Below are 12,980 nucleotides of genomic sequence, written 5' to 3'. Positions count from 1 at the left end.
ACTCACTCGTACCGTAGCGACTCGATCGGGTCCTGTCGCGCGGCGCGGCGCGCGGGCAGGACGCCCGAGAGGAACGCGATCACCATGATCACCACGATGACCCCGATCACCCCGGACGGCTCGAACAGCAGGATCTGCAGCCCGGGCAGATCGGCGAGCACGGTCTGCGACAGTCCGCCGGCCAGAGCGGAGCCGACCGCGATCGCCACGAGCGCGCCCAGCGCCGAGCCGAGGAAGCCGATCACGACGGCCTCGAGGCTGAACAGCCCGAAGACGCGACCGTTGGACATCCCCATGGCCTTCATGAGCCCGATCTCGCGGGTGCGCTCCTGCACGCTCATCAGCAGGGTGTTCACGATGCCGAAGGACGCCGCGATGAGCGCCACGATCGCGAAGGCGGTGAGGACGCCGATGATGCCGTTGATCACCGTCTGCACGATGCCGAGCTGGTCTTCGACGGTCTGCCCGGCGAGGTCGGCTGCGACGAGCTCGGACTTCACGTCGGCGATGTCGGCCTCGGTGACCGCCCCGTCGGCACCGGAGCCGTCGAGATACGCCACGGCGAGCGGCCAGGCCCTCGGCTGCCCGGGCACGGTCTGCGCGTCGGCGACCTCGGTCGTGAGGGCGGCGTTGGCGCCCGCCCCGGCCGCGAACAGACTCGCGCGCGCGACACCGACGACCGTCGCCTCGACCTCGACCTCGGTCTGCGCCGCGTCGACGTAGCCGAGCACGATGGTCTCGCCGACCGCGTCCTCGGCATCCGCGTAGCCCAGCGCGTCGACGTAGTCCTCCGGCAGGACGACCTGCCGCTCGCCCGTCTCCTGGTCGAGCTGCGCGCCCGCCGCGAGGTCGCTGCGGCCGATCGACGAGGTGGGGTTGATGGTGAGCTCGAACCGCGAGTCCGGATCGGTGGATGCCGCCACCCAGTCGACGGAGACCTGGCTGACCGCCTCGACCTGGCGCACGCCGTCGATCGCCTCGATCGCATCGAGGTCCTCCTGGTTGAGCAGAGTGCCCGAGGCGAGCGGATTGCCGACGCCGGACTGCTGGCGACCCTCCGGGTCGTATTCGTTCGGCCCGTCCGTGGTGTCGGCGCTCGCCGCCGGACTCACCAGCAGGATGTCGCCGGTGCTCAGCGTCGCCACCTGACGCTCGACGTAGTCGTTCACCCCGGCGCCGAGCGCCGTCGTGAGGGTGAGGGTGAACGCTCCGACGAAGAGGCTCAGGACCGTGAGCGTGGTGCGAAGCTTGCTGCGGAAGGCGTTCCTGGTCGCGCTGCGGAAGACGTCGGAGATCCTCATCGCGCCACCTCCGCGCCGACGCCGCTGCCCGCGCTCACGATCTCGCCGTCGGCGATCGTCACCGCGCGCCCGCAGCGGGCGGCCAGCTCGTGGTCGTGGGTGACCACGACGAGCGTGATCCCCCGGTCGCGCTGCAGACCGAACAGGATGTCCTCGACCTGGGCGCCGGTCGCCGAGTCGAGGTTGCCGGTGGGCTCGTCGGCGAAGATGACGGACGGCTCTGCGACGAGGGCGCGTGCGATCACGACGCGCTGCTTCTGTCCTCCGGAGAGGTCGACCGCGCGGTTCTTCGCCTTGTCGGCGATGCCGAGCGCATCGAGCGCCGCCATCGTCCGCTCGCGGCGCTCCCGTCGCGAGACTCCCGCGATCACGAGCGGGAGACTCACGTTCTCGAAGACCGTCTGGCCCGCGGTGAGGAAGAACTGCTGGAACACGAAGCCGAACGTCGCGTTGCGGAGCGCGTTGATCTCTCGCGGGCGGAGGCGCGCAGCATCCCGCCCCTCCACCATGACGGCGCCCGACGTCGGACGATCGAGCAGCGCGAGCAGGTGCATGAGGGTCGACTTGCCCGAGCCCGACTTGCCGACGATGGCGACCGACTCGCCACGGTGGATGTCGAGGTCGACGCCCCGGAGGGCATGGAAGGCGGAATCACCGCGACCGTACGTGCGGGTGACGGCGACGGCGGAGAGCAACGGCGTCGCGGCGGAAGCGGCTTCCGCCGGAGGACGAGCGAGGGACATGGAGCATCCTTTCAGCAGATGTAGTCACTGCACTTTAACTTACAGTGACTGCATATTGCTGAGAGGGCGGCCGGAGCGCGCTTTGGGCGTTCTCCCAGGGATGCCTGTGCGGGGACCGGTTAGGGTCGGAAGTCCAAGGGGAGTACTCCGACGCGGTCGGCTCGTCATTACGGATGCGCAGCGCATCCCGGGTCACCGGTCCTTCGGGATGGAGAAGACCTTGGCGTCACGTCACGCCAGGTCTGGAGGCCCCTTTTGAACATCACGCCCCTCGTGTGGGCGATCACGATCGCTGTCACGATCGCGTTCTTCGTCTACGAGTTCTTCGCCCACGTGCGCAAGCCGCACGAACCCACCATCGGCGAGTCCGCACGCTGGTCCGCCTTCTACATCGGACTGGCGCTTCTGTTCGGTGTCGGCATCGGCGTCTTCTCGGGATGGAGGTTCGGTGGCGAGTACTTCGCCGGCTACCTGACCGAGAAGGCGCTCTCGGTCGACAACCTCTTCGTCTTCCTCATCGTGATGACGAGCTTCGCGGTGCCGAAGATCTACCAGCAGAAGGTGCTGATGATCGGCATCGTGATCGCGCTCATCATGCGCGGCGCCTTCATCGCCGTCGGTGCGGCGCTGATCTCGAACTTCTCGTGGATCTTCTACGTCTTCGGCGCGCTGCTGCTCTTCCTCGCCTATCGGCAGGCGTTCGCGCACGGCGAGTCGAATCCGGCGGACGGCCGGTTCATGCGCCTGGTCCGCCGCATCCTTCCGGTGAGCGACGAGTACAACGGCGACAGGCTGACCGTCGTGAAGGACGGCCGCCGCTTCGTCACTCCCATGCTGCTCGTCATCATCGCCATCGGCTTCGTCGACCTGATCTTCGCGGTCGACTCGATCCCGGCGATCTACGGGCTCACCGAGGAGGCGTACATCGTCTTCACGGCGAACGCCTTCGCGCTCATGGGGCTCCGCCAGCTCTACTTCCTGATCGGCGGGCTGCTCGAGCGCCTGGTCTACCTCGCGCAGGGCCTCGCCGTCATCCTCGCGTTCATCGGCGTGAAGCTCGTGCTCCACGCAATGCACGTCAACGAGCTGCCGTTCATCAACGGAGGCGAGCCGATGCTGTGGGCGCCGGAGATCCCGATCTGGTTCTCGCTCCTCTTCATCGCGAGCACCATCGCCGTCGCCACCGTCGCGAGCCTGCGCAAGACCCGGCGCGAGCGGAAGGACGCCGTCGCCGAGTCTGCGCGACCCGGAGGCGAACACCGGTGAGCGACCTGCTCTGGAACATCGCCCTCGTGGTGGTGTTCGTGCTCATCGGCGGCGTCTTCGCCGCCACCGAGATGGCCCTGGTGACCCTCCGGGAGAGCCAGATCAACACGATCGCCGCCCGCGGCCGTCGCGGCGAGCGGGTGGCGGGCCTCGCTCGAAACCCGAACACGTTCCTCTCGGCCGTCCAGATCGGCGTCACCGTGGCGGGGTTCGCCTCCGCCGCGTACGGGGCGACCTCCATCGCACCTTCGGTGACGCCGCTGCTCGAGGCGTGGGGCATGGCGCCCGCGATCGCGGGAACAGTGGCGACGATTCTCCTCACGCTGATCATCGCCTACCTTTCGCTCGTCCTGGGCGAGCTCGTGCCCAAGCGACTCGCGATCCAGCGGAACGCCCAGTTCGCGTACGCGGTCGCGCCCGTTCTCGACGGCTTCGCGACCATCATGCGCCCGGTCATCTGGCTGCTCTCCGTTTCCACGAACGCCCTGGTCCGACTGCTCGGCGGCGATCCCGACAAGACCGCGGACGAGTTGACCGAGGAAGAGCTGCGCGACATCGTCGCCACCCATCAGGGTCTGCCGGCGGAGGAGCGGCGGATCCTGGACGACGTGCTCTCGCTGCGCGGCCGGCAGCTGAGCGAGGTGATGCGTCCGCGGCCGGAAGTCGTGGCCATCGACGCAGACTCCTCCGTCGGCGACGCCGCCGCGCACGCGCGGGAGCTGCCGTTCTCGCGCTACCCGGTCGTCGACAAGTCGATCGACGACATCGTCGGATTCGTCCACGTCCGCGATCTGCTCGAGATAGAGCGCGAGCATCGGGATGCTCCGATCACGACGCTCGTCCGCCCCATCCCGTACGTTCCGTCGACGGCCCGCCTTCTGCCCACGCTGACGCGGATGCGGGCGGAGGGGCACCACATCGGGGTCGTCGTCGACGAGTACGGCGGAACGGACGGCATCGTCACCCTGGAGGATCTCGTCGAGGAGGTCGTGGGCGAGATCTTCGACGAGTACGACACCGCCACAGCCCCCGTCGAGCCCGGGGGCGAGCTCGACGGTCGCCTGAACCTCCAGGAGTTCGAGGAGCTCACCGGCCTCGCGCTTCCTCGAGGGTCGTCCGACACCGTCGCCGGAGCGGTGACCGAACGGCTGGGCCGGCTCGCCGTGGTCGGCGACACGGTCGAGGTGGACGGAGGCACGATCCACGTCACGGCGATCGATCGCCGACGGATCGCGGGGGTGCGGGTGGTGCTCCACGAAGCCCCCGACGGCTCGCCGGGTGCATAACTCCTGCACGTCGACGCCCCTGATCGGATACTGACGCGCCGATGCGGGGACGCGGCGGCTTCGCCGCCGGGTCTGCAGGAGTTATGCGCCCGGGCGGGGTCCGTGGCCGCCGTCGCGCGGAGGGTCTTGCCCCTCGGCTGATCGGCGCAAACGCGTGCGGACGAGGTAGGCCCGCACGGCGGGGTCGTCCGTGAGCCCGATCGCCACATCGAACGCGGCGAGCGCGGATTCCGTCTCGGCTCGCGCGGTGTGGAGCTCCGCCCGGCACACCCAGTACGGCTGATAGCTGCGGACGGAGGCCTCGGGAACGGCGTGGAGCAGGGATGCCGCGGCCGCGGCATCCCCCGCCTGGATCAACGCGCCCGCCGCCCCGACTGCGGCGCCCACGGAGGGCGCGACCTGCAGGAGACCTCGGTAGAGGGTCACCAGGGCGTCCGGGTAGACGGGGATGCCGTCGCCTCTGCCCGAGTGCACCGCGCTGATCGCGGCCTCGAGCTGGAAGCGGCCGGGTGCGCCCGCGGTCGCGGCCCGGCGGAGACACGCGTCGGCCCGCCGTCGCTGCTCGCTCGACCACAGCGCGGTGTCCTGCTCGCCCAACGGCACGAACTCGCCGTCGACGACGCGCGCCGGCCGGCGGCTCTCGGTGTGGAGCAGGAGAGAGAGCAGCCCCCACGTCTCGGGTTCGTCCGGCACCACTTCGGTGAGGACTTCGGCGAGTCGGAGTGCCTCCGCGCGCAACGCCGAATCGCGTGCACCGCCCGCGAGATCCCCACTGCCGTACGCGCCGTAGACCGCCTGGAGAAGCGGGCCCATCCGCGGACGCACGTCCTCCGGCTCGGGCCGCCGGTACCGGATGCCGGCGTCCTTGATCTTCCGCTTGGCGCGGCTGAGCCGCTGCCCCATCGTCGCGGGCGGCACGAGGTAGACGCCCGCGATGCGAGCGGCATCCACGCCCAGCACGAGCTGGAGCATGAGCGGCGCATGGAGGCGCGGGTCGATCGCGGGGTGCGCGCACACGAGGAGCAGCGCGAGCCGATCGTCGAGGTCTTCCCCCGCGGCGTCGGGAGCCGCTTCGAGGTCGGCGAACTCGACCGGATCGACCGGCACGCTGCGGGCACGCCGCACCATCGCCGAGCGGGCGTTGTTGCGCGCCGCGACGCGCAGCCATGCCTCGGGCGAGCGAGGGATGCCGCCGGCCCGCCACGCCGGCACGGCGGACGCGAACGCCGCCGACACGGCGTCCTCGGCGAGCTCCACGTCGCCGGTCATGCGGAAGAGCCAGCCGACGAGACGCCCGAACAGCGCCCGATGGGCACCGGCGAGCGCCTCGTCGGCCGTCTCCGCCGTCATGTCATCGGGGGGATCACGGGCCGCACCTCGACGCTGCCGCGCACCGCCGCGGGGCACCGGGACGCCCACTCCAGGGCGGCGTCGAGGTCGGGCACATCGATGACGAAGACACCCCCGAGGGATTCCTTGACGTCGGCGAACGGTCCGTCCTGCACCTCTGCCGAGCCCCCGCGGAGGCGGACGGTGGTCGCGGTGAACGGTGGCTGCAGGCCGGCGCCGGTGATCATCACCCCGCTCTCGCGCAGCGCGGCGACGTACCCCGCCCAGGCGGCCCAGTACTCCGCCGAGGCCTGCTCATCCGTGCGATCCGAGAAGTCCTCCTCGGACTCGACGGCCAGGATCGCGTACTCCATGTCGGTCCTCCGTTGCGTCGATACTCAGTGTGCCCTGACCGGCACCAGGGGACGCCCGGTTTCGGTCAGCGTCTTGAGGCCGGAGAGGATGAGGACCCAGCCCCGCTCGATGTCGCGGGCGGCGTCGGTGTCGGGCAGTCCCTCGTGGATCAGGGTCAGGTGCGTGAGGCCGGGAACGCTCATGGCGGTGTCTCCGAGCTCGTAGCGGACGACGCTCTCCGGAAGCTCCGCGACCTGCTCGTTCCATCGACCGTTGAACGTCATCTCCAGCACTCGGCCGCTGTCGACCTCGCGGAGGTTGCCGCTGATGACGGATTCGCCGCCGACGGTGTAGTCGTACGGGGCTCCCGGCGCGAGGTCGTCGTAGTGCGCCTCGAAGCCGTAGTAGTACTCGGGCGTCACGGCGGGGTCGGTGATCGCCTTCCAGACCTCCTCGGGGGTGGCTTCGACGACGACCTGGATCTTCTGGGTGGACATGGACTTCTCCTCTCGCGGAACGCCGGGTGGCGTCACGAGGAAGACCCGGAAGGTGCCCTGATTTCGACAAACGGTCGAAATCCTTTCCGTCGGCTCAGCGGCCGTCGCGCTTCGCCTGCCGCCGAGCACCCTGCGCCTGGCTCGACGCATCGCGCTTCTTTCCCCCCGACGACTTCACGTGCTCGCGCTGCCGTCCGGGCGACCCGGTCGCATCCCCGAATCCGTCGGCCTGGGGGCCAGCCCATCTCCCGGCGCGGGCGCGCGCGAGTCTCTCGTCCTTGAGCGCTTCGGCCTCCTCATGGGCAACGCGCGCCAGCTCTGCGCTCACGATCGCCAGTGCCTCCTCGAAGACGTACGCGCGACCGCGGGCCTTGTCGGAACCCGCAGCCGCCGCCCCGCGCCCTCCCGCCGTGGCGACCTTCTCGGCGGCTCCCCGGCGGTAGTTGGTGGTGTGCTTGTTGCGCGCTCGCCGCACTCGCTTGTGCAAAGCGAGCAGATCGTCTTCGTCCAGTTCGGCGAGCCGCTCGGGCTCGAGTTCGCGAATCAGGTCGCGCTCCTTGTCCTTGAGGACCCACAGGTACTGTTCCATGGCGGTCATCATCCTCCCGCCCGGACGCTTGCGCCACAGCCGGCCCTCGGCCCCGTCCGCGGATGTATGGTGCAGGTATGCCGCCTCTCGCCGCGCAGCATCCGGTGCCCGCCAGGGTCAGCGCGTGCGCGGAGACGGGGCCCGCCGCCCACGCCCTCGTCACGCCGAACGGGCGCGCGCGGCGGGCACCTCACGGCCGTCGTCCAGAGTCGCCCGGCTGATCCTCGCCCCTGCACGCCTGCTGTCAGAGAGGACAGCGCATGTCCGACCCATCCGCACCCCCTGTGACGTCGGCGCGCGCTTCGTGGCTGCCCCTCGCCGTCGTCGTCCTCACGCAGATCCAGGCATCCTTCGCCGTCAATGCGCTCACCGTGTCGATGGCGGGGATCACCACGGACCTCGATACCCCCGCGACATCGGTGGGCACCGCGATCACCGCGGGCACGTTCGCGATGGCGGCGTTCATCCTGCTCGGGGCGAAGGTGGGCGCCCGGTTCGGCACCCGCGGGGTCTTCCAGATCGCCGTCGCCGTCCACGCCGCAGCAATGGCGGGGGTGGCGCTGAGTCTGAGCCCGGCGATGCTCTTCATCGCGCAGGCTTCCTCCGGCGCTGTCATCGCCCTGATCGCGCCCGCGCTGACGGTCTTCATCGCCACCAACTACCACGGCGATCGCCAGGCCAAGGCGATCGGTTTGCTGGCAGCCGCGATCCCGCTCGCAGGAATTCTCGCGCTGTTGATCGCGGGCTGGTTCGCCGAGACGATCGGGTGGCGGTGGTCGTTCGCGCTGATGGTCGCCCTCGGCGCCATCAACCTGTTGCTGAGCTTCCGCGTCCCCAAGGTGCCCGCCCAGAGGAATCTCCGCATCGACTGGACCGGCGCGTTCATCGCCGCGACGGCGATCATCCTGCTCAGCTTCGGATTCTCGGGCCTGAACTCCTGGGGGATCTGGGTGGCGACCGATCAGGCACCGTTCAGCGTCTTGGGCGTCTCGCCCGCTCCGCTGCTGATCATCGTCGGCATCATCGCCGGGCAGCTGTTCTTCGTGTGGGTGCGGGCCCGGCAGCGGGAGCACAAACCGCGCATCTTCGACCTGCGGGTGCTGGCCACCAGCACCGAGTTGTCGATCACCGCGTGCATGGCGATCATGCTCTTCGTCGGGACCGCCGCGAACTTCCTCATCCCGCTGTACATGCAGGTCGTGCAGGGGCTTTCGGGCATTCAAACCTCGTTCTCGATCATCCCGTACACGATCTCGATCTTCCTGGCCTCCACGTTCGTCGCCTACCTGTACAACCGGTTCTCGCCGCGCGTCCTGGGAGCCGCGGGCTTCGTCGTCGTCGCCTTGGCGCTCAGCCTCATCGCATTCACCGTGCGGGGGGACTGGGGGCAGTTCTTCATCGTGGTCGGCCTGATCCTGCTGGGCCTCGGCCAGGGCTCGATCGTCGCCCTGGTGTTCAACACCCTGCTCTCTTCCGCCCCGAAGCAGCTGGCGGGCGACGTCGGCGCCTGGCGCGGGCTCGTGCACAACCTCTCGGGCTCCGTCGGCATCGCGGTGGCCAGCGCGTTCGCGGTCGCGATCCTCGCCTCCACCCTCGCCACGTCGGCGGAGGATCATCCCGAGATCTCCCCGCAGCTGATCAGCGAAGTCAACATCGACAACGCCGACTTCCTCACCAACCCCCAGCTGGAGGCAGTGCTGGAGGGTACGTCAGCTACACCAGAGGAAGTGGATGCCGCGATCGCGATCAACGAGGATGCTCGCCTCTTCGCCCTCAAGGTCTCACTTCTCGGCTTGGCGCTGCTCGCCCTCCTCGCGATCATCCCCGCGACGCGCATGCCCGGACGGATCGCCGGCGAGCTGCCCGATCAGCTCGAACCCGACGACAACGACGCCATCGACGAGTCCGCTCGTCTCAATCCGTTTGCGGACCCCGCCACCGCCGACAGTTCTGAGAGGACCACACCATGAACCGCGTCGCGTCGAAGCTCATTCCTGCCGATTTCCCTGCGCTCCCGGGACTGGCGGCGTTGGATGCCGTCGACATCTCCGTCTCGGCCGTCGACGATGGCATCACCTCACAAGCGATCGGCTACCCCGCGTACACCACGGAGGACGCAGCTCCGGCGATCGGACTGTCACGCGAGGCGTACGACCGCGCCGGCTTCGCCGCGGAGGTGGGCCAGACGCTCGTCGTGCCCCGGAGCGACGCTCCTGACGTCGTCGCCGTCGGCTTCGGGGGTGTCGGCGAGGAAACGGCGACGAGCGTTCGCGATGCCGCAGCGGCGTTCGCGCGGGCGTGCGCGCGCCACTCCACTCTCGCCCTCGTCCTCCCTTCGGCCGGCACCCTGGACGCGGCCACGGCGATCGCCGCCGCGGCAGAAGGCATCCTTCTCGCGCGCTATCGCTATACCGCGCTGCAAGCTTCCCCGAAGGGTGCCGTTCTCACCTCCGTCGTGCTGATTCACCCCGAGGCATCCACCGACCCGGCGATCCACACGCGCCTCGAGCGTGCGATCGCCTCGGCTCGAGCGGCGGCGATCGCGCGCGACCTGGCCAACACCCCGCCCGGGCACCTCACGGCGACCGACATGGGTGCCGTCGCCGTCGACCTCGGAGCGAGGTTCGGGTTCGACGTCGAGCTGTTCGACGAAGCCGCGCTCATCGAGCTCGGGTGCGGCGGACTTCTCGGCGTCAACAGGGGAAGCGCCGAGCCGCCCCTGATGATCAAGCTCGGCTATCGTCCGGACCGATCGCCGACCGGGCATCTCGGCATGATCGGCAAGGGGATCATGTACGACTCGGGAGGCATCAGCCTCAAGCCCTCCGATCCCATGCATCTGCTCATGAAGATGGACATGGGCGGCGCCGCCGCGGTGCTCGGCGCGTTCTGCGGACTGCGGTCCGTCGACGCTGGCGCACACATCACCGGCTGGCTCATGTGCACTGACAACATGCCGTCGGGGACGGCGTACAAGCTCGGTGACGTGCTCACGGCGCGCGGCGGGACCACCATCGAGGTGAAGAACACCGACGCCGAGGGCCGCCTCGTGATGGCGGATGCGTTCGTGCTCGCCGGTGAGGAAGGAGTGGATGCCGTCATCGACGTCGCGACGCTCACCGGCGCCGCCCTGATGGCTCTCGGCACCGCCCGCGCTCCCCTGTTCGCGAATGACGATGCGCTCGCGCAAGCCGTGCTCGACGCCGCCGAAACGGTGGACGAGCCGCTGTGGCGAATGCCCCTCGAGCGCAAGTACCGCACACAGCTCGACTCGGACATCGCGGACATCTCGAACCTCGGCGGACGGTATGCGGGCGCGACGACGGCGGCGCTCTTCCTCGAGCACTTCGCCGGTACGACGCCGTGGGCGCACATCGACATCGCGGGCACCATGCAGAGCGAGTCAGATGACGCCTGGAGGCCGAAGGGCGCCACCGGCTTCGGTGCGCGCCTGCTCCTCGAGACCGCCTCCCGCTACAGCGGGCCGCAGCGATGATCCGCGTCCACCTCGATGACACGCGGGAGCTCTTCACCGCGCCGGAGCCCGACCCTTTCGCCGGGCGATTCGAGCGCGAATCCGGGGCAGAGCAGATCGTCGAACAGGCCGGCGGCCGGGGCATGGCGGCACCGCTCGCGGTGCACGTCGAACTGGACCGGCCCCCGACGCATCCCGAGTCGCAGGTGCGCGATGCGCTGGATGCGTACTGGCGCGACGAGACCTCACGAGCGAAGGCCGCGCGGCGCCGGATCTGGAACCGCGGGCTGAAGGAGCTTGCCGTCGGCGCCCTGTTCCTCGCCGGTTGCCTGGCCCTCTCCGCGTCACTCGCCGCCGTGACGTGGCCGGCGGACTGGGTGGGTGACTTCGTGACGGAAGGGCTCGTCATCATCGGCTGGATCGCGCTCTGGCATCCCGTCGACATGCTGCTGTTCGAGCCGTGGGCGCTCACCGCCCGCCTCCGTGCGCTTCGGCGGCTGGTGGGCAGCGAGGTCCGCGTCACGAGCGCCGGCACGACCCCGGCATAGCGGTCGGACGCCCATGGATCCGATCACCGCCACGCTCGCCATCCTGGTGCTGGCCGTCATCGCGTTCATCAGCAATCGACTCCCTCTGGGCATCATCGCCATCGGCGTGTCGCTCGCGCTCTACTTCACCGGCGTGCTCACGCTTCCCGAGGCGCTGGCGGGCTTCGGCGACCCGACGGTCATCTTCATCGCGTCGCTCTTCGTGGTCAGCGAGGCCCTCGACTCCACCGGAGTCACGACGTGGGCCGGCCAGCGGGTCATCGCCCGAGCGGGCGCGGCCCGCGCATCGCTTCTCACCCTCATCTGCCTGCTCGTCGCCGTGCTCACCGCGCTCATCAGCGTCAACGGCGCGGTGGCGGCACTCCTTCCGCTCGTGGTGGTCGTCGCCGCCCGGGCAGGCATCGCGAGCTCCCAGCTGCTGATCCCTCTCGCGTTCGCCGCTCACGCCGGATCCATGCTGGCACTCACGGGAACGCCCGTGAACATCATCGTGTCCGACCTCGCCGCGGACAGCGGGGGCAGGGCGTTCGGGTTCTTCGAGTTCGCTCTGGTGGGGATTCCGCTGCTGGCCGGGACCGTGGTGATCGTGCTGGCGTTCGGGCGTCGGCTCCTCCCCTCCCGCTCGGCCGCCGCCATGCCCCCCGACCTCCGGGTGCTCATTCGGGAGCTTCGTCGTCAGTACGGCGTCACGGACGCGACGGGCGCGCTCCTCCTCCCCGGTCGGGGGGTGACAGAAGTGGTGGTCCCTCCTCGTTCCCCGCTCATCGGGATGCACGTCTTCCCGGGAATGAGCACGCCGAGCGGCGATCTCGTCGTCCTCGGCGCCCGCCGTGGCGAAGATCACCTCGACGGCCCCGACGTCCGGCTGCGATCGGGTGACACGCTGCTTCTGCAGGGGACGTGGGAGGATCTCGTGCGTCACACCCGTGGCCGAGACGTCCTCGTGGTCGATGAGCCGGACGCGCTCCGACGCGGTGTGCCCCTCGGGCGGGGATCGGCGCGCGCGATCGGCATCCTGGCGGCGATGATCGTCCTGCTCGTCACCGGACTCGTGCCGCCGGCCGTTGCTGCGCTGCTCGCCGCCGGAGCACTGGTCGTCTCACGGACGGTGACGCCGACCCAGGCGTACCGATCGATCTCGTGGCAGACGGTCGTGCTGGTCGCGGGCATGATCCCGCTCTCGGTCGCATTCCGCACCACGGGCACCGCCGACCTCGTCGCCGATTGGATGCTCGCACTGATCGGGTCCGCCGGCCCGCACGCCGCCCTGCTGGTCGTGTGCATCGTCACGGTGATCCTCGGCCAGGTGATCAGCAACACCGCCACGGTGCTGATCATCGCGCCCGTCGCCATCGCGATCGCCGAGACGATCGACGCTTCGGTGCAGCCGTTCATGATGGCGCTCACCGTCGCGGGAGCTGCGTCCTTCCTCACGCCGATCGCGACGCCGGCCAACCTGATGGTGATGGAGCCCGGGGCGTACCGGTTCGGCGACTACTGGAAGATGGGACTGCCGCTCGCGATCCTCTTCATCGTGGTCGCCACGTGGTACGTCCCGCTGATCTGGCCGTTCTGAGCTCGGGCCTCGCGTC

General features: G+C 69.6%; 12 protein-coding genes. 6 read left to right on the top strand and 6 right to left on the bottom strand.

Translation table 11 applies throughout. From position 1 onward, the window contains the following. Window positions 1–2 precede the first annotated feature (2 nt). Both ACFQ0P_RS08525 and ACFQ0P_RS08520 read right to left on the bottom strand, forming a co-directional pair. On the bottom strand, window positions 3–1,301 hold the full coding sequence (locus ACFQ0P_RS08525; RefSeq protein WP_204978270.1) for an ABC transporter permease: 1,299 nt from the start codon (window positions 1,299–1,301) through the stop codon (window positions 3–5). Beyond that, entirely contained in the window at window positions 1,298–2,044 is a 747-nt protein-coding gene (locus tag ACFQ0P_RS08520; RefSeq protein WP_204978269.1) for an ABC transporter ATP-binding protein, read from the bottom strand. Before ACFQ0P_RS08520 ends, ACFQ0P_RS08525 begins: the two co-directional genes overlap by 4 nt. Window positions 2,045–2,299: 255 nt before the next feature. Here ACFQ0P_RS08520 and ACFQ0P_RS08515 point away from each other — a divergent pair, with 255 nt between their 5' ends. Continuing rightward, window positions 2,300–3,310 carry a TerC family protein gene (locus ACFQ0P_RS08515; protein ID WP_204978268.1) on the top strand — a complete coding sequence of 337 codons (1,011 nt, stop codon included), beginning with the start codon at window positions 2,300–2,302 and terminating at the stop codon, window positions 3,308–3,310. Then, on the top strand, window positions 3,307–4,596 hold the full coding sequence (locus ACFQ0P_RS08510) for a hemolysin family protein (RefSeq protein WP_204978267.1): 1,290 nt from the start codon (window positions 3,307–3,309) through the stop codon (window positions 4,594–4,596). The genes ACFQ0P_RS08515 and ACFQ0P_RS08510 overlap by 4 nt, the downstream gene beginning before the upstream one ends. An 81-nt stretch (window positions 4,597–4,677) precedes the next feature. Here ACFQ0P_RS08510 and ACFQ0P_RS08505 read toward each other — a convergent pair whose 3' ends face one another. The 4 genes from ACFQ0P_RS08505 to ACFQ0P_RS08490 form a co-directional block, all read right to left on the bottom strand. Continuing rightward, on the bottom strand, window positions 4,678–5,946 hold the full coding sequence (locus ACFQ0P_RS08505) for an RNA polymerase sigma factor (protein ID WP_204978264.1): 1,269 nt from the start codon (window positions 5,944–5,946) through the stop codon (window positions 4,678–4,680). Continuing rightward, window positions 5,943–6,299 (bottom strand): YciI family protein, encoded by a 357-nt coding sequence (locus tag ACFQ0P_RS08500; RefSeq protein ID WP_204978262.1) that lies wholly within the window; start codon window positions 6,297–6,299, stop codon window positions 5,943–5,945. The genes ACFQ0P_RS08505 and ACFQ0P_RS08500 overlap by 4 nt, the downstream gene beginning before the upstream one ends. 24 nt (window positions 6,300–6,323) lie before the next feature. Continuing rightward, the gene (locus tag ACFQ0P_RS08495) at window positions 6,324–6,776 is read right to left on the bottom strand and encodes an SRPBCC domain-containing protein (protein WP_204978260.1); all 453 of its coding nucleotides are present in this window, start codon (window positions 6,774–6,776) and stop codon (window positions 6,324–6,326) included. A 94-nt stretch (window positions 6,777–6,870) separates the two neighbouring features. Further along, window positions 6,871–7,365: a hypothetical protein gene (locus ACFQ0P_RS08490; protein WP_204981318.1), complete on the bottom strand. Its 495-nt coding sequence runs from the start codon at window positions 7,363–7,365 to the stop codon at window positions 6,871–6,873. 260 nt (window positions 7,366–7,625) lie between these two features. On the opposite strand from ACFQ0P_RS08490, the gene ACFQ0P_RS08485 reads away from it, so the two are divergent. From ACFQ0P_RS08485 to ACFQ0P_RS08470, 4 genes are read left to right on the top strand one after another with little or no spacing between them, the layout of a single operon-like run. Further along, window positions 7,626–9,335, top strand: a complete 1,710-nt coding sequence (locus ACFQ0P_RS08485; RefSeq protein WP_204978258.1) for an MFS transporter — start codon at window positions 7,626–7,628, stop codon at window positions 9,333–9,335. Then, window positions 9,332–10,861, top strand: a complete 1,530-nt coding sequence (locus ACFQ0P_RS08480; protein ID WP_204978256.1) for a leucyl aminopeptidase — start codon at window positions 9,332–9,334, stop codon at window positions 10,859–10,861. Before ACFQ0P_RS08485 ends, ACFQ0P_RS08480 begins: the two co-directional genes overlap by 4 nt. Next, entirely contained in the window at window positions 10,858–11,388 is a 531-nt protein-coding gene (locus tag ACFQ0P_RS08475) for a hypothetical protein (protein ID WP_204978254.1), read from the top strand. The genes ACFQ0P_RS08480 and ACFQ0P_RS08475 overlap by 4 nt, the downstream gene beginning before the upstream one ends. A 13-nt stretch (window positions 11,389–11,401) precedes the next feature. After that, a complete protein-coding gene (locus ACFQ0P_RS08470) occupies window positions 11,402–12,964 on the top strand; it encodes an SLC13 family permease (RefSeq protein WP_204978252.1) in 1,563 nt (520 codons plus the stop codon). Window positions 12,965–12,980 lie beyond the last annotated feature (16 nt).

The sequence above is a fragment of the Microbacterium insulae genome, from assembly GCF_042677065.1.
GTDB classification, from domain to species: Bacteria; Actinomycetota; Actinomycetes; order Actinomycetales; family Microbacteriaceae; genus Microbacterium; species Microbacterium insulae.
Note: the sequence above shows the minus strand (reverse complement) of the source record. Positions and strands in the feature narration are given on the sequence as shown.

Excerpts from the sequence above, each read along its gene's own strand:
- ACFQ0P_RS08525 (WP_204978270.1), bottom strand. The coding sequence starts at position 1,301 with ATGAGGATCTCCGACGTCTTCCGCAGCGCGACCAGGAACGCCTTCCGC.
- ACFQ0P_RS08520 (WP_204978269.1), bottom strand. The coding sequence starts at position 2,044 with ATGTCCCTCGCTCGTCCTCCGGCGGAAGCCGCTTCCGCCGCGACGCCG.
- ACFQ0P_RS08505 (WP_204978264.1), bottom strand. The coding sequence starts at position 5,946 with ATGACGGCGGAGACGGCCGACGAGGCGCTCGCCGGTGCCCATCGGGCG.
- ACFQ0P_RS08500 (WP_204978262.1), bottom strand. The coding sequence starts at position 6,299 with ATGGAGTACGCGATCCTGGCCGTCGAGTCCGAGGAGGACTTCTCGGAT.
- ACFQ0P_RS08495 (WP_204978260.1), bottom strand. The coding sequence starts at position 6,776 with ATGTCCACCCAGAAGATCCAGGTCGTCGTCGAAGCCACCCCCGAGGAG.
- ACFQ0P_RS08490 (WP_204981318.1), bottom strand. The coding sequence starts at position 7,365 with ATGGAACAGTACCTGTGGGTCCTCAAGGACAAGGAGCGCGACCTGATT.
- ACFQ0P_RS08485 (WP_204978258.1), top strand. The coding sequence starts at position 7,626 with ATGTCCGACCCATCCGCACCCCCTGTGACGTCGGCGCGCGCTTCGTGG.
- ACFQ0P_RS08480 (WP_204978256.1), top strand. The coding sequence starts at position 9,332 with ATGAACCGCGTCGCGTCGAAGCTCATTCCTGCCGATTTCCCTGCGCTC.
- ACFQ0P_RS08475 (WP_204978254.1), top strand. The coding sequence starts at position 10,858 with ATGATCCGCGTCCACCTCGATGACACGCGGGAGCTCTTCACCGCGCCG.
- ACFQ0P_RS08470 (WP_204978252.1), top strand. The coding sequence starts at position 11,402 with ATGGATCCGATCACCGCCACGCTCGCCATCCTGGTGCTGGCCGTCATC.